Annotated in this window: 13 protein-coding genes and 1 pseudogene; 8 read left to right on the top strand and 6 right to left on the bottom strand. The window is 57.4% G+C overall.

Annotation, left to right across the window (positions count from 1 at the left end):
• Positions 1-62 precede the first annotated feature (62 nt).
• From NZ705_06635 to NZ705_06615, 5 genes and pseudogenes are all read left to right on the top strand, one after another.
• Entirely contained in the window at positions 63-3587 is a 3525-nt protein-coding gene (locus NZ705_06635; GenBank protein ID MCS7292634.1) for a PAS domain S-box protein, read from the top strand.
• Positions 3563-4105: a ribosome maturation factor RimM gene (gene rimM, locus NZ705_06630; GenBank protein MCS7292633.1), complete on the top strand. Its 543-nt coding sequence runs from the start codon at positions 3563-3565 to the stop codon at positions 4103-4105. Before NZ705_06635 ends, rimM begins: the two co-directional genes overlap by 25 nt.
• A gap of 478 nt (positions 4106-4583) precedes the next feature.
• Positions 4584-5534 (top strand): annotated as a pseudogene (locus tag NZ705_06625) (CHAT domain-containing protein).
• A 43-nt stretch (positions 5535-5577) separates the two neighbouring features.
• A complete protein-coding gene (locus tag NZ705_06620) occupies positions 5578-6147 on the top strand; it encodes an NYN domain-containing protein (protein MCS7292632.1) in 570 nt (189 codons plus the stop codon).
• A complete protein-coding gene (locus tag NZ705_06615) occupies positions 6144-7187 on the top strand; it encodes a D-alanine--D-alanine ligase (GenBank protein MCS7292631.1) in 1044 nt (347 codons plus the stop codon). Before NZ705_06620 ends, NZ705_06615 begins: the two co-directional genes overlap by 4 nt.
• Here the strand turns inward: NZ705_06615 and NZ705_06610 are convergent.
• From NZ705_06610 to NZ705_06590, 5 genes are all read right to left on the bottom strand, one after another.
• Positions 7150-8253, bottom strand: coding sequence for a TIGR00303 family protein (locus tag NZ705_06610; protein MCS7292630.1), 1104 nt, complete (start codon positions 8251-8253; stop codon positions 7150-7152). The two genes, NZ705_06615 and NZ705_06610, sit on opposite strands and share 38 nt — an antisense overlap.
• Entirely contained in the window at positions 8250-8894 is a 645-nt protein-coding gene (locus tag NZ705_06605; protein ID MCS7292629.1) for a DUF2232 domain-containing protein, read from the bottom strand. The genes NZ705_06610 and NZ705_06605 overlap by 4 nt, the downstream gene beginning before the upstream one ends.
• 107 nt (positions 8895-9001) lie before the next feature.
• A complete protein-coding gene (locus tag NZ705_06600; protein MCS7292628.1) occupies positions 9002-11707 on the bottom strand; it encodes a hypothetical protein in 2706 nt (901 codons plus the stop codon).
• Positions 11708-11795: 88 nt separating this feature from the next.
• A complete protein-coding gene (locus NZ705_06595) occupies positions 11796-12833 on the bottom strand; it encodes a DUF5017 domain-containing protein (protein MCS7292627.1) in 1038 nt (345 codons plus the stop codon).
• Between the two features lie 378 nt (positions 12834-13211).
• A complete protein-coding gene (locus tag NZ705_06590; GenBank protein MCS7292626.1) occupies positions 13212-13376 on the bottom strand; it encodes a hypothetical protein in 165 nt (54 codons plus the stop codon).
• A gap of 112 nt (positions 13377-13488) precedes the next feature.
• Here NZ705_06590 and NZ705_06585 point away from each other — a divergent pair, with 112 nt between their 5' ends.
• Together NZ705_06585 and NZ705_06580 are read left to right on the top strand one after the other, a co-directional pair.
• On the top strand, positions 13489-17553 hold the full coding sequence (locus tag NZ705_06585; GenBank protein ID MCS7292625.1) for a TM2 domain-containing protein: 4065 nt from the start codon (positions 13489-13491) through the stop codon (positions 17551-17553).
• The gene (locus NZ705_06580) at positions 17554-18735 is read left to right on the top strand and encodes a lipid-A-disaccharide synthase-related protein (protein MCS7292624.1); all 1182 of its coding nucleotides are present in this window, start codon (positions 17554-17556) and stop codon (positions 18733-18735) included.
• On the opposite strand, the gene NZ705_06575 is transcribed toward NZ705_06580, so the two are convergent.
• Positions 18709-19398 carry a zinc metallopeptidase gene (locus NZ705_06575; GenBank protein MCS7292623.1) on the bottom strand — a complete coding sequence of 230 codons (690 nt, stop codon included), beginning with the start codon at positions 19396-19398 and terminating at the stop codon, positions 18709-18711. The genes NZ705_06580 and NZ705_06575 overlap by 27 nt on opposite strands.
• A 199-nt stretch (positions 19399-19597) precedes the next feature.
• Here NZ705_06575 and NZ705_06570 point away from each other — a divergent pair, with 199 nt between their 5' ends.
• Entirely contained in the window at positions 19598-19828 is a 231-nt protein-coding gene (locus NZ705_06570; GenBank protein MCS7292622.1) for a hypothetical protein, read from the top strand.
• Positions 19829-20088 lie beyond the last annotated feature (260 nt).

The raw sequence follows: 20088 nt of genomic DNA, 5'->3' as shown, positions 1-20088 counted from the left end.
CTTTTTTACCAGATTAACCGGTTGGCGGACTAGACTGGTACCATAGAGCGCTGGCTGCTGGGATGGCCTTGCCCCCGAAAAAAACCAAGACAACTTTTCCCTGGGTGAACCGCGTGCTGTTGGGGTTCAGCGCCGCCACGGTGATGTTGGTGGTGGGTGGAAACGCCCTGCTGCGCAGCTGGCAGGCGCAAATGGCCTCCGAGGAGTGGGTGCGCCATACGGAGCAGGTGTTGCGGTCCCTAACCCAAATCGAAGCGCAGCTAGCGACCCTGAAAAGCCAGCACCGCAGTTATCTCCTAACCGGTGAGGCGGAGAACCTGCGGGATTACGAGGTAACCCGCACCGACCTGCAACTGACCCTGCAGACTCTACGGCATTTGATCCAGGACAACGCCGCCCAGCAGGCCCGCTGGGACCGGCTCCACACCCTTACCACCACCACGTTGCTCCACTGGGACCAGAGCATTCGGTTGTACCAGCAGCAGGGGCAACCGGCCAGTATCCGGGCCGTGCGTTCCGAGGCCCAACGCCGTCTGACTCAGGAGGTGCGGGAGCTACTGGAGGCGATGCGCCGGACAGAGGAATACCTGCTGCAACAACGGCTAGACCGGTTAGCGGCCGTCAACCAGCAAGCCCAGCACCTGTTCAGCGGCGGGCTGGTGTTGAATTTTGCAATCCTGTGGGCAACAGCGGTGTTTGTGGCGCGGCAAATCCAAGCGCGTCAGCAGGCCCAGCAGGCTGCCCAGCAGGAGACCCACCTCACGGAGGCCATCTTCCAAACCACCCCCGCCTTGATCCTGGCGCTGGATGACGACGGGCGAGTGGTACGCTGGAACCGGTTTTGCGAAGAACTCAGCGGCTACACCCTGGCCGACGTCAACCGACAACCGGTCTGGGAACTGCTGGTGCCACCGGAGGAACAGGAGAGTGTGCGAGCTGCCTTTGCCCAACTGCTGCAGGGTCAGCCCTTGACCGCCTACGAAAACCACTGGCGCACCCGCACTGGCGACAAGCGCTTGATCCGCTGGACTGCCACCCTGCTGACCGACCACCAGCGGGAGACCGAGTACGTCATCGCCGCTGGGATTGACATCACCGAGGAACAGGCTGCGCGCCAAGCCCTGGCCGCCAGCGAAGCCCGCTACCGGGATTTGTTTGAAAACGCCTACGACCTGATCCAAAGCGTGGATATGCAGGGGCGGTTCCTGTACGTGAATCGGGCCTGGAAACAGACTCTGGGCTACAGCGATGAGGAGATTGTCGGTTTAACCATTTGGGACGTCCTCCATCCCGACGCCCGCGAGGCCTGCCGCGAGAAATTCCAGCAGTTGCTGGCGACGGGGACGCTCCCCTTTGTGGAGTTGCGGGTGCGGACGCGGGATGGGGAAACCCGCCTGCTTGAGGGCAGCACCAGTTGTTCCTATAACGAGCGGGGTTGTCCGGTCGCCACGCGGGGGATTTTCCGGGATGTGACCGACCGCAAACGGGCGGAAGCCGAGCTGGCGCGCCAGAATCGCCGGTTGCAAATTTTTAACGACATCACCCTGAAAATCCGCCAAAGCTTAGACTTGCCGGTGATCCTGCAAACCACCGTGGACGAGGTGCAAAAGATCATCCAGGCCGACCGCACATTTATCTACGCGCTCGACCAGCAAGCGGTGGTGGCCCAGGCCTGTTGCGGCGACTGTACCCTTAGCGACGACTGGACGGACCAGTGGTATCAAAGCATAGCGGACGAGCTGGCCTGGCTGCGGCAAGGGCAACTCCTGGTGACCGATGAACTCACCACCCAGCTAGGGCGACTGCAGGCGCTGGGGATCCAGGCCCAACTGGTGGTGCCCCTGATGCGTAAGGCAGAGCTGTGGGGGATGCTGGTCTGTCACCAGTACGCCAAACCCCGCATCTGGAATGCCTTTGAACAGGACTTGCTCACCCAGTTGGCGGACCAAGTGGGGGTAGCCCTGACCCAAGCCCATTTGCTGCAGGAGCTGGAGCAGGCGCGGCGGGCCGCTGAGGAGTCGTCGCGGGTCAAAAGCGCCTTTTTGGCCAACATGAGCCACGAGATTCGCACCCCGATGAACGCCGTGCTGGGGATGACCGGTCTGCTGCTAGAGACCCCCTTGACCCCCGAGCAGCGCGACTTTGTCAATACCATTCGGGTCAGCGGCGACACTCTGTTGAATCTCATCAACGAAATTCTCGACCTGTCCAAGCTCGAGGCGGGCCAGGTGGAACTGGAGGCGCTCGACTTTGAGGTGTTGACGGTGGTGGAGGAGGTGGTGGACCTGCTGGCGCCCCAGGCCCACGTCAAGGGGCTAGAGATCGCCGCGCTGGTAGACCCACAGGTGCCCTCCTGGGTGCGGGGTGACGCCACCCGCCTACGCCAGGTGTTGATGAACCTAGTGAGCAACGCCATCAAATTCACCGAACGCGGCGAAGTGGTGATCCGGGTGCAACCAGGGGAACACCCGCCCTTGCTGCTGTTTAGCGTCACCGACACAGGGATTGGCATCCCACCGGAGGTGCAAAGCCGTCTGTTTCGTCCCTTTACCCAGGCGGATGTCTCCACCACCCGCAAATTCGGCGGCACGGGGTTGGGCCTGGCCATCTGCAAGCAACTAGTGACCTTGATGGGGGGTGAAATCGGGCTAGAGAGCACCCCTGGACAGGGGTCGCGCTTTTTCTTCACCGTGCCCTTGCCCGCCGTAGCGGCACCGACAGCGGAAGCTCCGGCGCTTTCGACCCAACCGCTGGAGGGCAAGGCGCTGCTGGTGGTGGACGACCATCCCATCAACCGCAAGGTGGTGCGCTACCACGCGAGCCGCTGGGGATTGGAAGTCGAAGAAGCAGCTTCGGCGGCCGAAGCACTGGCAAAAATGCGGCAGCGGTCCTACGCGGTGGTGCTGGTGGACATGAACATGCCTGAGGTGGACGGGTTAACGCTAGGGCGGCAGGTCAAAGCCGACGCCCAACTGGCCCAGACACCCCTGATCATGCTCACTTCCAGTCCCCTGCAGGAGCATGCGCAACAGGCACAAGCGATTGGGTTTGCCGCCCATCTGGTCAAACCCGTCAAGGCCTCCCGTTTGCTGGATACGATTATGAATGTGCTGGAGGGCACCCTGACGCCGGCAACAACGGCGATGCCCAGCCCCGCTTCCACTGTGCCTGTTAGTACCCTGCGCATTCTCCTAGCGGAGGACAATCCTGTGAATCAGAAGGTGGCCCTCAAACAACTGGAAAGCCTAGGCTACAAAGCCGACGTGGCGGCCAATGGTCAGGAGGCCCTGGAAATGGCGTTGCGTTTCCCCTACGACCTGGTGCTGATGGACTGTCAAATGCCGGTGCTGGACGGGTTTGCTGCGACGCGCCGCCTGCACGAATTGCACCGGGAGGGGCGGTTGCCCCAGCGCCCGATTGTGGTGGCCTTGACCGCCAACGCCATGAAGGAGGACCGGGAGAAATGCCTGGCCGCCGGGATGGACGACTACCTGAGCAAGCCCGTCCACAAGGAGGAGTTGCGGCAAGTCCTGCAGCGGTGGCAGACCTACCTGCACGGCCCATGCGCGAAATCGGTCGAATCCTAGCGCCCCATGCCCTACGCGGGGAGGTCAAAGTCTTGTCCCTTACCGACTTTCCCGAGCGGTTTACCCAGCCGGGGGTGCGTTGGTATTCCCTACCGCAGCAGCCGCAACCCCAACCCTTGACGCTGGTGCGTTCTCGTCCTGTACCGGGCAAACGCCTGTACATTGTCCAATTTCAGGAAATTCAAACCCCTGAACAAGCTCTACAGCTTCGGGGCGCGACGCTGTGGGTGTCGGAGGCAGACCGTCCTCATCTGGAGCCGGATGAATTCTACGTACCCGACTTAATTGGTCTCACCGCCTGGCATGCCGGTGCGATGTTGGGGCGGGTCACGGCGGTGATTCCCGCCGGTAACGATTTGTTAGAAATTACCACGCCGACCGGCCAAGTGCATTGGGTGCCCTTTGTGCCGGAACTGGTGCCGGTGGTGAATCTGGCGGAGGGACGACTGGAACTTGTGTTGCCGCCCGGACTCCTGGAATTAAACCAAGCGCCATCGCCTCAGCGTCGGTCTGCGTAATTCCTGGAATTAGGGAGCAGCCCGGTGGCGCGCGCGGGTTACCAACTGCTGAACCATTTATGCACTTTTGTAGCCAGAGATGAATATCTGTCAACGAAGTCAAGGGATTGGCCAAACCACAGGGGGTTTGGTTAGAATCGTTTTGCGCCTGGGTAGAAAGTCCGCTTGTTCTTTGGCGCAGTGTCCACGGCACCTTTTCCCTACCTGCGTGCCAGGCGTCATGCAACGGCAGCAGGCTTTGGTTGTATTCGTTCTGAGTTTGACAGGCCATCTGGCTTTGCCCCAGCTTGCGCCCGTTCAGGTCACGCTGGGACTTGACCCCGTCAACCCAATCGAGGCTCTTTGGTAAAGACGATTATGCCACCTGCGGATGGAATGGACCGTTCCCGTGCTGACCCAACAGCAGGTGGGCCAGGATTTGCAACGAGTGGCTGTGCTGTACGTAGTGCCGCGCGCAACGGACCTAGAACTCCTGCTGATGCTGCCGAGCGGGGGCCTGGTTGTCAGACGGGTGACCGACGCGGTCCCTGAGGTTTTGCAACCGACGGCGGATCAGTTTTTACAGGCCATACCCCCACCAACTCGAGCGTTACCTGCCGCTAGCGCAAGCCCTTTACACCAGTGGCTCATTGTTCCCTTGGAGGCGGCCTTGCAGGCAGAGCATATCCAGGCGCTCATTTTTTGCGCTAGGCCGGGACTGCGCACGGTGCCCTTTGCTGCTCTGCACGACGGGCAACAGTTCTTGACTGACTTGACTGAAAAATACGCCGTGGGGCGTATGCCGGCCTACAGCTTGACCAATCATGACCGCACCCGCCTGCCGAATTTGCGCGTCCTGGCAATAGGGGCGTCGGAATTTTTCGAGCATCCCCCGCTACCAGCCGTGCCCGTTGAACCGGCGACCATCACCACTTAATGGCCGGGAGCGGCCTTTACAATTGACCAACTGCGGACCCAACAGCGCCAACGTCGATACAACGTTGTCCATCTTGCCACCCATACCGATTTTCGCCCCAGCGCAATCCATGATTCCCACATCCAGTTCTGGGAGCGTCGTCTAGGCTTGTCGGAGATGACCCAATTGCCTTGGGAGGGCATGGATTTGCTGGTCCTCAACGCGTGCCGAACGGCGGTAGAGGACAAAGGGGCAGAAATGGGATTTGCGGGAGTGGCGGCCAAGGCCGACATCAAATCGGTGCTGGCCAGTCTCTGGTCCGTAGGTGATGAGAGCACCCTGGCCTTGATGGCCACCGCACTGCAAGGGGCGCAGGTGGCTTTACTCCGACAGCAAATCACCCTGCGAGACGGCGAGTGGCGGCGGCAAGGCCAACAAAGGGGACTCCCGTTACCTAGCTCGTCCGGGGGCGAACAGTACTTTTCGCATCCCCACAACTGGGCAGCTTTTACCCTGGTAGGAAATCCCTGGTGAAACCTTGCTAAGATGGAGAGAGCCTATTTTTTTAGCGATAGATATGACTTATCCCCATGTGTATCTGTCCATCTTCATTGATGGGAATAATATGTTTTATGCCCAGCAGAAAAACGGTTGGTTTTTTGACCCCAAACGTGTGCTGGACTACTTTACCCGCGAACCCCATGTCCATTTGGTGAATGCCTTTTGGTACACTGGGATCAAGGACCCCAACGACCAGCGAAGCTTTCGGGATGCGTTGATTAACTTGGGCTACACTGTGCGCACAAAACTGCTCAAGGAATTCTACGACGAACAGTCCAACCGGCACCTACAAAAGGCCAACCTAGATATTGAAATTGTGATTGATATGTTCAACACGGTGGAGCAGTACAACCGAGTGGTACTGTTTAGCGGCGACGGCGACTTTGAACGGGCGGTGGAACTGCTACGTTCTAAAAACACCCATATCGTTGTGGTCTCTACTGAGGGGATGATCGCGCGGGAGTTGCGCAACGCCGCCGACTGCTATATTGACCTGAACGACATCCGCCCCTATATCGAAAAGCTGGACCCCAGCCCTGCGCGCGCGGAGGTGCCCTTGACCCGGAGTTCGGTGCTGGCGGAATGATCCGGGTTGGGGTGCTGTTTGGGGGCCAGTCAGCAGAGCACGAAATTTCCGTGCAATCAGCGCGCAATGTCCTGGCGGCGTTGGCGTCTGCCCATTACACGGCAATTCCCATCGGCATCACACGGCGGGGGCACTGGTGGTTGGCCGACCCGGCCTGGCTCCAGCAGGCGGACCCCCAGCGGTTGCCCACCTTTGACCAGGGTCTCGCACCGGTGGGCGTGCTACCCGGTCAAGGCCTAGCAGTGTGTCAACAGCACCAGTGGGAACTGTTGCCCTTGGACGTGGTGTTTCCGGTGCTGCACGGCCCCTGCGGTGAAGATGGCACGGTGCAGGGGTTGCTCACCCTGGCGGGTTTACCGTTTGTCGGTGCGGGTGTGCTCGGCTCGGCGCTGGGCATGGACAAGGAGGTGATGAAACGGCTGTTGACCCAGGCGGGTTTGGCGGTGGCCCCCCATCGCTGTTACCGGCGCGGGGAGACGGTCGACCCGCAAGCGTTGGTCGCCCAGTTGGGGTTGCCCCTGTTTGTGAAACCGGCCAACATGGGGTCGTCGGTGGGGATCACCAAAGTCCATACTGCTGATGAATTGGGTCCGGCCTTGGCCCTGGCCTGGCGGTACGACGCCAAAGCGCTGGTGGAGCAGGCCATTGTGGGACGGGAAATCGAATGCGCCATTTTGGATGGGTCGCCGCCCCAGGCGTCGGTTCCTGGCGAAATCATCCCCCAGCACGAGTTCTATTCCTACGCCGCCAAATACCTGGACGCCCAGGGCGCGTTGCTGAAAGCGCCAGCGGATCTCACGCCCGACCAGGTGGCTGAAGTCCAGCGCCTGTCCCTGCGGGTTTTTCAGGTGCTCGAGGGGCGAGGCCTGGCGCGGGTGGATTGGTTTTTGACCCCCGAGGGCCGCTGGATTGTCAACGAGATCAACACCATCCCCGGTTTTACCTCGATCAGCATGTACCCCAAGCTCTGGGAACTCAGCGGGATTCCCTACCCGGAACTGGTCAGCCGTCTGGTGAAGCTAGCGTTGCCGACTGCTTGAGCAGGGTTTCCACAGCAGCCAGCACTTGGGCGTTCCCCCAGCCACGATACAGGTGGGCTGCGATTGCGCATCCTCCGGCGGCGACCCCCTCTTTGACAAAGCCCTGTTCATAGGCCCGCAGTGCCGGATAGCTGGAGGCCTGGAAATTCAAGTTAGCCGTTGCTAAGGGTGCTTGCAGCGCCTGCGCCAAGGCAACGACCTGGGCGCTGGGGTCTTGAACCACCCAACTGGTCGTGCCGACTAGGACTCGTTCGGGTTGCCAGGGCAAAGCTTCGTGGTTGGCGATGGCCTGGATCAAGGCCCACACCGCCAGCATTTGCGTTCCCCCCGCCAACAGAATCGGAGTATCCTGGTGCATCGCCAGCGTCATGGCCGCCACCACCACCTGCATGGGGTCACCCAGGGCGGCCACCACTGACCAGGGATCGCCCAACTGGCCACGGCAATGGTGCAAACCCGTTTGCACCAGGTGCCATTTCTGGGCGTGATTGCACTTGGGATGGCTGCTACTGACCCGTCCCTGGGCTGGCCACCCCAACCCCGTCAATACCGCTAGGGCCGTCGTTGTTCCTCCCACCACACATTCCCCGATGACGTAGTAGGGCCGCGGAAGTGACTGCAATAGCTGTTTTCCCAGCTCCCATCCCTGTCGCCAGAGTAAATCCACAGCAGCCCGGTCCATGGCGTTTCCCGTACTGACGCAGCGGGCAAGCACCGGACCCAGGGACATAGCCGGAACAGACAGCGGCACTGGCAACCCCGCGTTGACCAGACGCACCGGTAGGTCCAGGGCCTGTACCAGGGCGCGCGTGATGTACACCGGCGAAACCCCAGCCGTCAAGGGCGGTAGGGGATACACCGGTTGGGAACAGGGGCCATGGATTAAAAACTCTGCATCGGCGGCGGCTGTAAACCGTCGCGACCAGGGGGTAGCCCCAGCAGCGGAAATCCCTGGGCGCAAAGCGGTTTCCGTAAATCCCAGCACGCAAATCAAGGCGGGGGGCTGCCTTTGCACCTGGGTGCACCAATCGGCTACCTGAAGAAGCTGGCTATGGGTTTGGATCATGGTTCATCCAAGCCCAACCAAGCCCGCAGCCAAACCGGTGGGGGGGGAACGGGTGCATCCAATCGCTCCAGCAGCGCCCAGGCCATCAATTGCACCACCAAGGTATAGACCGCCGTGTTGAGCATCACCAGCACTACCGTTGCCATTTGAATCGCCCAGACCGTTGGTTGCCAGAGAATCCCCAGCCGGTCCAGGAGCCATTCCAGCGCCCCCGTGGCCTGGTTGGTGATGTACAGCCAGAGGTCTTCCCCCACCAAAACCGACAGCACGCCAATCTGGGCAAAAAAACCCACCGTTCCCACGCCAATTGCCTGCAGGATGGTCATCCCCCAACCTGTGCCGCGGCGCCAGTGATAGCCCAGCATAACCGCCAGGAAGCCGTAGCGCAGGATATAGGCCAACCCACGGGGCGGTCCCATCAACACCGACAGGAGCAAAAACGTGGTGATTAATCCCAGCCAGCCCCAGCGATGCCCCCAGCGACGGGTCGCCATGGCCAACGGAATCGGCAGAAACAACCGCAGCACCGGCGTCAAACCCAGGTAAAAACTCGTCAACCAGGCCAAGCTAGCTGCACTCGCCAAAAACGAGGTTTCCACCAGCGCCAGCGGCAACTCCGGTCGCGCCTGGGGGGAACTCATTGCCGGCAACCCATGCGCCAGGAGGCAATAGGCTGCACCACTTGCGCACTCCCTTCTGAGAGCGTCCCGTCAACAGTAGCATAAGCAGGCCGTCAACGACCGGCGCTTCAGGGGACGAGTAAGACCCGACTAGCAGTCAGGTTGGGGGTACCCACCAGTGTGGCCAACAGGCCGCCAGTTCCAAAGCCGGCCACGCCCCGATTCTGGTTATAGAACAAGTGACCCGTTTGCTGGTTGTACACAATTAGAGCTGTGGCATTACCCGCAACGGCCTGCTCCTGGGACAAGGGAACGTTGATAACGGCAAAATCACCGCTGCTTACGGGCGTGCCACCACTGAGCAGCGTGCCACTCGCAGTCCCTTCAACGAAGCCATCAAACATCGTGCGGCTCAGCACAAGGAAATCCTGATTGGGGTCGAAATCCGTAATCACGTCAGGGTTGTGGGCCGAAGCACTAAACGCAGCGCTGGCGGTGAACCCAAAGCGGTCACTCCCAGCACCACCGGTAAGCACATCCGTCCCGAAACCGCCAACGAGTACATCGTTCCCAGCCCCCCCGTTCAACTCCACACCCAATACACCACTGAATCCACTGGCGTCGAAAACTTCATTGCCGTTGCCGCCGGTAAGGACTACCCTTTCGATGCTGATGAGCGTATCTTCTCCGAGACCGTCAGGTACGAGGGCTGTACCGGCTGCATTCCTGTGGATGATGGCCTGGTCTGTAATCAGGTATTGGCCATCGCTGGAACCGGTGTACCCTTCAATAACCGTATCGAAACCGGAACCGCCATCAAGGACATCATTCCCCTGACCACCGGTGAGTTCATCAAAGCCAGACCCCCCATCAAGGACATCATTTCCCGGCCCACCCAAAAGCTCGTCAGAGCCGGAGCCGCCACTGAGTAAATCATTGCCTAGTCCACCCAACAGCCGGTCATTGCCGGAACTACCGATGAGCACATCATCCCCGCCACGACCATCCAGTGTGTCGCTACCCGTGTCCCCATCCATGACGTCATCCGTATCCCCACTCGTGAGAACGTCGTTGCCCGTCGTCCCCCTGATGGTGAAATTGATGAGCGCGACGAGTGGCTCGTGGTCACTAGCGGTACTCGGCGTCGTTGCAAATTCACTATTGACATGGACAATGTCAATCTTGGCGTTGATTTCGAGGTTGGTGGATACCAAGATGTGGTCTAGGGACTGGGAATTTCCTTGAAAAATAAAACTGTAGCGTTCATTTTCGGGCAAAGTGTCAATCAAATTCCGCATAAAAGCCGGTTGTCTCGTCGGCGTAACACTCAAACCATCGGGACTGCTCTGCAAGGTGCCCGCCACAATCTGTAGCGGTGACACAAACTCAAACTCATTTAAGTCTCCCAGCACCACCAGGTTGGCATCGGGGTTGCGGGAGCGCACAAAGTTGAGATAGTTTGCCACCGCCTGGGCCTGGAGACGACGGTTTGCCAACCCAGCATTCACGTTGGTGTCTTCCTGCAAGGCGGCAAAATTCTGGACGGTGCCAAACAAAGGTGCGCTACCGCCTTTTGACGTGAAGTGATTATTCACAATCGTAAGTTCCTGCCCGTTAGGGAGAAAGACAAAACGGGCTACCAGCGGCGGACGACTATTGAAGAAATTAACGGGGCTTTGGGTGAAGTTACCATTGGGGTCAAGCGTCCCCACCGAATTGGGAACCACCGCAACCCGCGCTGGATTGTACAGGAAAGCCGTGCGGATGTTCCCACTTGGTTCACCCCCTACCTGGTTATTGATAATAAAGGGGTTGTCAATGAACCGATAAACCAAGCTACCGTTTAACCGGCCATCATCGGCCAAGTCAATAGCATCAACCAGTGTCTGGAGAGTCACGGTAGCAGACGTCGTGCCATCATCCACTCTCCCGCTATTGTCTTGAATCTCTTGCAAACCAATAATATCAGGGGCAGCTAAGTTATTAACAATATGCCGGGCAATGGTTGCAAACCTCCCATCCGCAATATCCGTATCCCCATCGTTGTCATTAGGGTCAAGATTGAGCACGTTGTAGCTAGCAATGAGTAACTGTTGGTTGCTCCGATTGGCGAGCCTGGGGAAGGTTGTCACTTCCGGTGTCAAAGCCGTAGGATTCACGACCCTGAAGGGCTGAATGGGGATAATTTCGTAATTGCCACCGCTGTAGGTTACAACACCCGTTATATCCCCTAGGCGGTCCCCCACATTGACATTTGGGAATGCAAAACCGGGGAGAATCGTGTCGTTTTGACGGATTTGGATTTTTTCAGGATTAAAGTCTCCAGGGGCAATGTTGCTCGTCCCCCGCAAACTCAAGCCAGTTGAACCTTTGCCCTGATCAGAGAGTCCCCAAATGTTGGCATTATTCCCAGAACCAAACGTCGGTGCAACCGCCACGAAATTACGGATAGTAACCACCATCCCCTCAAGGGACTCAAAGAAATCGATTCCGTCCGTTGCAGGCTCAAAGGCCGTGAAATTGTCATCATCAATTACTTGCGTTGGCGGAACACGCACACCCGGACCGCCCAGCGCTCCGATGACGGTGGGCGTCACTGTCCCAAGCGACGCAATCGGCGTGACCGTCGGACTCGTTATCTGAGTAATGGTGAGATTGAGACCGGTGCCAAACTCGGTCACCTTGCCGCTGACCTGATAGCTTTTCCCAACAGCAATCGTGCTCAGGATAGGTGAACCGCTACCCGTGAAGACAAAAATCCCGTCAGACGTGGCCGGATTGCCATCACCGACAGGGTCTTGCAGGTAAAAACCATTGCTTGCTTTCGCGGTCACAACCCCTTGAGTTTTGATGGGTAAACCCTTGGCGATTGACGTATGGGTTGCCCCTTGGATCTCATAGATGGGGGTGATGCGGTCGTCATTAATGATCAGATGTAGGTGCCGAGAGAAGACTGTAGCTGGGGTCGCTAGTACGAACCGTATGCGTAATTGTTACACGTTCAAAGCCTTCTGCTGTCGTATCATTAACCGCCTTAACAAACACACTTTGCGGTCGAAGGCCACTGGTGAACGTGAGGGTCACTGTGCTAAAAAAATTGACATTATCGGTACTAAAGAGTAAATCGGGATTAGGGTTGACCGTAACCTGTACGGGCGCAGAGGGATTGCGAATGAGGGCAATTTCGTACTTATCAGAAACACCCCCTTCAACAACCGCAGTCACATTATCAGTTTCCACAATCGAGAAACCAGGCTCCGCATCCCTAAGATTAAAGTTGTCAATGCGCCACAAGGTAGAGGTGTTCGCTCCCGTACCCGAAGATTTGTACTGAAAGGCGAAATAGACCTTACTACCAGTGATACCACTTAGATCGATATTGCCCGAGAAGGTATCCACCTGGCTATTGGCAGCTGGCAGTGTAAAGGACAGGGGTATCCAGGTGGCCAGGCTGGGGTCCCCTGAACCGCTGTAGTTGGTGGAGTAGAGAAATCGTAGCTGTTGACTGACGGGTAGCCCAATGTCAGTGAACTGGGTAAACGTCGTGAAGGAAACAATCTCTTGACTGAAGATATCCAAATTGACAGGGGGTGAAATTAACCAATCATTAGCCGGCGCGCTGTCACCAAACCCGTTAACTTCAGCACGACCGCCCTGAGCAAGGGTAAAGAACCAGGTGTTTGCTTTATCACTATCTACACTAAAAACTTGCCAACCTGTCCCCAGATTCGTGTCAAAATTATTGACGATAGGAGGCGTTAGGCCACCGGTTTTAGTTTCGCTAAGGATACTACTGAACTGCACGGTTTGTTCACCAACCAACGAAAAGGCAGTTACAGTAGCTACATTGCTATCATTTGCAACAGGGGACTGGTGGGTCACAAACGTTGTGCTACTAGGGTCTGTGAAAATATCAAAAGTCTCTGTATAAACCGTTGCATGAGTTAGTGAAACAGACATAGTTTCCTAGCGATGCAATCAATGGCCAACAGGGGTTAGTTGTATCAGGCTAAGGTGCATATAGTAGTTATATTAGGGTTAAATTTTTGTTAGTGAAAGGTTAAGTTTCTAATCTGCTAGTAGGAGATATAGCAACCTATTTGAGAGGTGGTCAGGGTGGGCAAAGAGCCATCAGAACCTACTATAGCTGAGCCATCAATGTTTGCTAGGAGTCGCAGGGCGCAGCCCCGCCCTTGGTTTTTCTCCCATTTTTCTAACAAACTGAAGCGGCTTAGCTATTTATAGCTGAAAACAGTTAGATTGTCACAGGCACGCCGGAATTAAGGCCGGCTGCTCAAAGATTTCAGCGGTTGCTCGTGCCAAGCATTCTGTACTTAGCTACAGCACGCAAATCATTTTGAGAACGCTCAGCAAAATTACACCCGTCGGTGCTGGCGCTGCCATGTCTCCTGGTAAAAAGGAACGCGCCGTTACGGCAACTAACGCTACCCCGAACATCAGGACTAGGAGCAAGGGCATTACCCAGCGGTTGAACCATTCCATAAAAGACTCCACGCAGTTCATCTGGCTATCCATCTTAAAGCTGCTTTGCCCGTTCAGCTTGGTTAACCTAGACCGATATGGTATATCTAAGAGCAACTCGCCCTAGTGGGTTATGTCCCCAGCCGCAGGATATGTGTTGCGTTTTTCCAGCCAATCGGCGGATGCGCTAGTGGCGGGGTTACAAGACTGGCAAGAGCGGGGATTGTGGGAAGGTGCAACCCTAAACCTAGCGATTATCCAGCGAGGGGCGCGGACGATTGATTTAACGCTAAACATCACGACTACTGCCCAAATTCCCCGAGTGATTCAAGGGATGAAGACCTGGGCAGAATTGGGTTTGGTGACGGCGCCAGTCGAAGGGAAAGTGGTTTTCTCCCAGTTGCCGGAACAGTTGTTAGGGGGGTTAGAACGTTGGCTACAACTTGGGTTGCTATCGGACAAGCAGCTGGCCTGGTTTTGCCAGGACTATCTCACGCAACCGCTCAGGGAAATTCCGTCGTTGGTAGAGCCAAGGTCGTCTCGCGTGACGGAACCTGGACGATTAGGCGGAGCGGTTCAGCCCCTATCCATAGGAACAGCCTATCTACTGTGGGCATTGGGCTTTGTGGGACTGTGCGGCCTGCACCGGCTCTACCTAGGGCAAATAGGCTGGGGATTGCTGTGGTTTTTTACCTTCGGATTGGGCGGCATCGGGCAATTGGTAGATATTCTGCTCATTCCGTACATGACAAGAGTGGCCAACCAGCGCCGAGGAGTGGTTTCTGTCGTGACTGAACCGGTGGCATCTGTCGCTCAACCACCAGCGCTGTTGCAATCCCTGCAAGCCGAGCTGAGCATTCTCTGGCTGGGACTTGTGGGAGTGTTTTTGGTGGTGCTGTCGTCGGTGGTGCTGGTGGTCAGCGTTTGGGATGTCTTGGGCCGGGTCGGGCAGTACGCCCTTGTGGCGCTGTACACACTGGCGTTTGGCGGTCTGACCTGGCGGTTACGGCGTACGAACCGGGTGCCTTTGACAACGACTTTACTCCAGAGCCTGACGTTACTGTTGATTCCCATTAACTTCTGGGCGATGGATGGGCTGGGATTGTGGCAGGAACAATTGGCAGTCGCCATCGGCTCAGGGCTGATACTAACCGGTTTGGGATGGTGGTTACTGGGGCAGAACCGGTCGGCGGGTGTAGCGCTCGCGTTAGTTTGGCTGCAATCGTACTGGCCGCAACCGGTGGTCATTTACGGCGCGGTGTATCTGGGTGTGGGCTTGGCAACGGCAGTGCTGCTGCGGCAAAGGCGCTGGCAATGGCCGGAAATAGCGGTTGCTGGGAGCGTGGGGCTGTTGCTGGTGCGGGCCATTGGGACGTTGGGTTGGTCAGCGCGAGAATTGGCTTTGGCAGTGGGCGGGAGCGGTGGGTTGTTGGTGCTGTTGGGACCGCAGTGGGTAGGCTGGCCGCTGGCGTGGGCGGGATGGTTGTGGGCCAGTTGGGGCGCGGAATGGGCATGGTCAGCAGCCGGCATGGTGCTGGTGCTAGGGGCGCTGATTTACCGGTGGGTGCATCAAACCCGTGCCAGGATAGGGATTTGGGGTTTGGGATTGCTGCAACTTCAAGCCTGGTGGCTGCTGTGGACAGCGATTCCAGCAACGGGACGAGATGCAGTCCTGACCACAGCGGAACGGGTCGGGGGCACGTTGGGGATGCCAATGGTGTTGCTCAGTGTGCTGTGGCTACCGGCATTGGGAGTGGTCTTAGCGGTCAGCCAGTGGTGGGAGCGCCGGGGAAATGCCGATTTTGCTCGTGATGGCCGATGGTTTGCCCTGGCGTTAGGGGCGGCTTTGTGTGTGCTCAGCCTGGCCAATCCCACTTGGCGGGTGCTGGTCTGGGGCAGTTGTGCTCTGTACCTGTGGGGGTGGGGGCGGGGACAACCAGCGGTTCATCTCGGTTGGGTCTATCTAGGGCAAGCCTTGACGTGGAGTGCCGTGTTATTTGCCGTTGACCGGCTGGCGCCTGAATTACCGAGCGAGATTTGGGCGTTGCTTTTATTCATAGGGGCGGCGGGGGAATGGTGCTGGTGCTGTACAGAGCATCGCTGGCGCCAAACGGGCTGGCCGGTGGGGTTGGTGCTCATGGCGCTGGGTTACGGACAGTGGCTCATGAGTTCCTCAAATGCCTGGTTGCTGAGCGGACTGCTCCCCCCCTTGGCGTTGAGTATTCTGGCCTGGCAGCCGCCGTGCCCATTACCGCGCTGGTGGCTGGGAATTTCAACTGTGAGTGCGGGGTTGGTGGCGCTTTGGATGCCGGATGAATGGCGAACGCTGGCGTTGGGGTTAGCAGCAGTGATAACCGCATTCAATGCCTGGCAATGGCCGAATGGTCTGACCGGCTGGGTGACGCTGTCGCTGGGCTGGTGGCTGTGGCTGCGGTTGATCCCCGATGAGCTGGGAGTCATCACAACACTACTCGAGACGGGGTTTTTATTGCTGGTGTGGGCGGGCCGCCACTATTTGGCTTTACATCGAGAGCTTTACGCCTGGATTGCCGATGATTGGGCAGCCGTGGTGAGTGGGGGGCTGCTGTTCGGGGCAGTGTACACGATTTCCCCCGCCTATACCGCAGGTGTTTTGCCGGATACCAGCACTGTTGTCCGCACGCTCACCGGCCTGGGAATTGTCAATCTAGGGCTGGCCTACCGGTTGTATCAACGCGTGCAAGGCTGGGTCGGCTGGATGCTGGTGCTGGGATTGGAAGCAGCCCTGGGAGTCGGCGCTGTACTGGCAACGGCGGACCGCTGGCTGGTGTTGGCGCTGGGCAATACCGTTTTGGGTCTAGTGGCGCTGGTGCTGCTTCGGCGGCAATTACCGTCTCGCTGGGTGATGGTCATTCCCCTGTTCTACGTCACGATTGGTTTGGTCGTAGGGCTGGGAACACCCTTGACAGATTTAACGGGTTGGACGGCAGTGGGTTTTGGCTTGGTGGTGTTGAGTATCCAGCGCTGGCGCTCGCTCAGTCTATGGCTGACCTACACCGGTTGGGGGGCGATTTCGTTAGGACTCTATCAATTCCTGGTCTATTGGCTCCTGCAACAACCGGCGGGACAACCGGGCGATGGCTGGATGGCATTGGCGGCGTTGGCGATGCTGCTGAGTTATGCCTACGTTGGCCTACAACGCTGGGGGGCCCGGGTCATTGCACCGGCAGTGGCGTTCTACCTGGGACATGCCCACTGGGGATTGGCGGTGCTGCTGGCAGCCATTCGCTTGGGCTTTCCTACGAGTCAAAGTGGTGTTGTAGGTAATGCCATTGTCCTATTGCTGTGCAGCGTTTATGCCTTGGGGTACGGGCGGCATCAAGGGCCATGGGTATGGGCAGGGGCGGCGATATTTCTAGCAGCAGTAGGCGATATATTGATGGTGCTGGTAGCGGAGACGACGTTAGCCGCCTGGGCGGGGACCATGGGCAGTTTGCTGGGCTTATTTTTCGTGAGCGCCCCTTGGGAACGGTGGGGATGGCCGGAAAAACAGCGCTGGCAGGCGGTGGGATGGGCGGTGCCAGGGGGGACGGTGTTGCTGTTGGGCTGGATGGCCGGTGGGAACTGGGTGACCTGGCCGAATCTACTGGTGACAGCGGCATTTTACGCCTGGGCCGCCAAGGATAACTTGCGCTGGAGCTATGTCAGTCTGCTGCTGCTGGATTGGGGATTGTTCAAGTTTCTGCGGGAGCAAGACTGGTCATCATTTTTGGCCTATGCCCTGATCATCGGCGTGTCAATGCTGTATGTGGCGCAGGTAGATGTCTATTGGCGGCAGGCGGACACACGGGAAGAACGCCACGCACTGCGATGTTGGGCGACGGGATTGATCGGGGCAACGTTGATTTGGGAAACGCAAGGAGCTTGGGGACCAGGATTGCTGACGATGGCGTTGGGATTGGCGCTGGCGGGGTTGGGTCTATGGCGACGAGTGCGGGCTTATCTGTGGGTGGGAACGCTCGTCTTTGCCCTGCAAGCATTGATCCAAGTCTGGATGTTTGTCACGACCCATAGCTTTTTCATCTGGGTGCTGGGGTTAGCGGCTGGTGTGGTGTTATTGTGGATGGCAGCGACCTTTGAAACGCGGCAGGCGCAAGTGCGGGACTGGCTACAAGCCTTGAAGACATTGATAACCAGCGGTTGGGCCGGTTGGGAATAGATGGCGCGGCTGCTATTTCTCAGCAATGGGCATGGAGAAGACTTAAACGCCAGTTTGATTGCCGATGCCTGTCGCCAGTTAGGGGGAGCAGACGTTCTGGCATTACCGCTGGTGGGGTTGGGGCAGGCCTACCGGCGCTTGGACATTCCGGTTGTGGGGCCGGTGCGGGCATTGCCATCGGGGGGCCTGGTTTATATGAATCCGCTGGTGCTGGTGCAGGACGTGCTAGCGGGACTACCCCAGTTGACCTGGCAGCAATGGCAGGCGTTGCAACGGGTGGCTCCCCATTCTGACCTGCTGGTGGCGGTGGGCGACGGTGTTCCCTTGACCTTTGCCCGCCTGTCTGGTCGGCCCTACGTGGCGTTTATCGTGTCCACATCCAGTTATTACGAAGGCCGATTGCAACTACCAGCGCTAACCTGGTGGGGATTGACAGCGCCCCGATGTCGCAAAGTGTTCACACGCGATAGTCTGACGGCGAAACAGTTGCAGCAACAGGGTATGGTCAAAGCCGTCTTTGCCGGCTATCCCATCATGGACGGACTAGAACCCAGCGGCCAGCCAATCAATGTCCACAATGCATATCCTGTTGTTGCGCTCTTGCCAGGCAGTCGTTTGCCCGAAGCCACCGACAATTTCCGGTTGTTACTGCGTTTTTGTCGCTATCTGTTCGCTATCCGTCCCCAGGTGCAGGTGTGGGCCGCGCTCGTACCTGGCTTCACCGATGCAGTGCTGAGTGAACTTGCCCAGGCTGAAGGATGGTTGCACCAGGAAGGACAACTCCAGTGCCATAAGGGGGTCATTCACTACAGCCGGTCGCAATTTGCAGACATTCTGTGGGCGAGCCGCGTGGTCGTGGGCATGGCCGGCACAGCCATTGAGCAGGCAGTGGGGTTGGGTAAACCCGTGATACAGATTCCTGGGCGTGGGCCGCAGTTTACGTACCGGTTTGCCGAAGCGCAAATGCGACTACTGGGATGTTCGGTGCAAACGGTTGGCCAAGGTCCCGCTGGCGACAGGGAATTACAACAAGCGGCCCACTTAGTGCATCAGATTGTGGACGATGAACTGTATCACCAACGCTGTCGGCGCAATGGCCGAGAACGGGTCGCACGGGGCGGGGGCGCCGCAGGGATTGCCCAGGAAATTCTCCAGCTACTCGCGTTGCCGGTTGCCCAGTAACAGCAGCACGTAGTACAGCAGGTTGGCAATGGCCTGAATCGCCGCCGCCACGTACGTCAACGCTGCTGCGTCCAGTACAGCATTGACCCCCACCATTTCCTGGGGCGCTAAAATCCCTTCGGCCACCAGCAGTTTCTTGGCGCGGTTGCTGGCGTCAAACTCCACCGGCAATGTAATCAGGGCAAACAGGGCAGATGCGGCGAAAATGAGTACCCCAATCCAGGCCAAGATGCGCAGGGCGCTGAAAACAAACCCCACCATGAACAGGATCGGCCCCAGCCAACTGCCAAACGCCACAACTGGCACAATCGCTGAGCGAAATTGCAACGGGGCATAACCTTCTGCGTGTTGCAAGGCATGACCGGCTTCATGGGCGGCCACCCCTACAGCAGCGACCGTTGGCGCATCATACACCGCTGGACTCAGGCACAACTCCCGCGTCAAAGGATTGTAGTGATCGGTTAAAAAACCGTATGCTCGTTCTACCCGCACGCCTTTTAAGCCATAGCGATCCAACAACAGACGGGCTGCCTGTGCCCCTGTGAACCGAGTCCCTACTTGCGAATAGCGTTGAAACGCTGACTGTACTCGCATCTGCGCCCACAAGCCAAGCACGAGAGCCGGCAGCGCCAATATCAAGTACAACGGGTCAAAGTAAAACATGATCCTTTGTGACCAACTCCTTCTATGTCTATGTTAGGCCAGTGTTATGGCTAAGGCGGTAGGGATAGCCGTCCTTCGGACTCGATGCGGACAAGGGTCCAAGTCAGGTTGCTGGGTAATGTTAAACTCTTGTTAAAGGAACAGTTCGCTTTCACAATTCATCTCTAGACTAATAAAGTAAGGGGTATAGGAAATAACTGTGAGCAACTTCTACAAGCGAGCTGGCGCATCACATTCCGTAGGAACAAAAATGTTCAAGGAAATTAAATCCGGCAAATTTATTGCCTTGGGGTATGGTAATATTTGTGCAAGCGAACTAGAAACGATTGTTATATCATCTTATCCTGAAAGGCACTTTGCACCTGATTCTGCTATTGGTGCAGTTGCTGCTACAGTAGGCCAAGACTATTTGATTTCGTACATAGCCTAATGGCAGCAAACCAGGTGATGTAGTATTGTTTACTGACCTACCTCAAGTGAGCTTTAAGTATTTGATTGTAGTTGTCATGGGAAAGCAAAGTGATCATGAATGGTTATACGGTGGGCTTGTTAGGAAAGTTATTGATGAGTTGGGTACAGTTATAGCCAAGCTTTTTAAGGTTGTCATATAATAAACGTGTTGCTAGGGAGTGAGAAAATGCCCAGACCATATAACTATGATTTGCGTAAGAAGGCGGTAGAAGCCATCTC

Source organism: Gloeomargarita sp. SKYB120 (assembly GCA_025062155.1).
Classification (GTDB): domain Bacteria; phylum Cyanobacteriota; class Cyanobacteriia; order Gloeomargaritales; family Gloeomargaritaceae; genus Gloeomargarita.
This window is presented reverse-complemented; position numbering and strand designations above follow the sequence as displayed.

Excerpts from the sequence above, each read along its gene's own strand:
- NZ705_06635 (MCS7292634.1), top strand. The coding sequence starts at position 63 with ATGGCCTTGCCCCCGAAAAAAACCAAGACAACTTTTCCCTGGGTGAAC.
- rimM (MCS7292633.1), top strand. The coding sequence starts at position 3,563 with ATGCGCGAAATCGGTCGAATCCTAGCGCCCCATGCCCTACGCGGGGAG.
- NZ705_06620 (MCS7292632.1), top strand. The coding sequence starts at position 5,578 with ATGACTTATCCCCATGTGTATCTGTCCATCTTCATTGATGGGAATAAT.
- NZ705_06615 (MCS7292631.1), top strand. The coding sequence starts at position 6,144 with ATGATCCGGGTTGGGGTGCTGTTTGGGGGCCAGTCAGCAGAGCACGAA.
- NZ705_06610 (MCS7292630.1), bottom strand. The coding sequence starts at position 8,253 with ATGATCCAAACCCATAGCCAGCTTCTTCAGGTAGCCGATTGGTGCACC.
- NZ705_06605 (MCS7292629.1), bottom strand. The coding sequence starts at position 8,894 with ATGAGTTCCCCCCAGGCGCGACCGGAGTTGCCGCTGGCGCTGGTGGAA.
- NZ705_06595 (MCS7292627.1), bottom strand. The coding sequence starts at position 12,833 with ATGTCTGTTTCACTAACTCATGCAACGGTTTATACAGAGACTTTTGAT.
- NZ705_06590 (MCS7292626.1), bottom strand. The coding sequence starts at position 13,376 with ATGGAATGGTTCAACCGCTGGGTAATGCCCTTGCTCCTAGTCCTGATG.
- NZ705_06585 (MCS7292625.1), top strand. The coding sequence starts at position 13,489 with ATGTCCCCAGCCGCAGGATATGTGTTGCGTTTTTCCAGCCAATCGGCG.
- NZ705_06580 (MCS7292624.1), top strand. The coding sequence starts at position 17,554 with ATGGCGCGGCTGCTATTTCTCAGCAATGGGCATGGAGAAGACTTAAAC.
- NZ705_06575 (MCS7292623.1), bottom strand. The coding sequence starts at position 19,398 with ATGTTTTACTTTGACCCGTTGTACTTGATATTGGCGCTGCCGGCTCTC.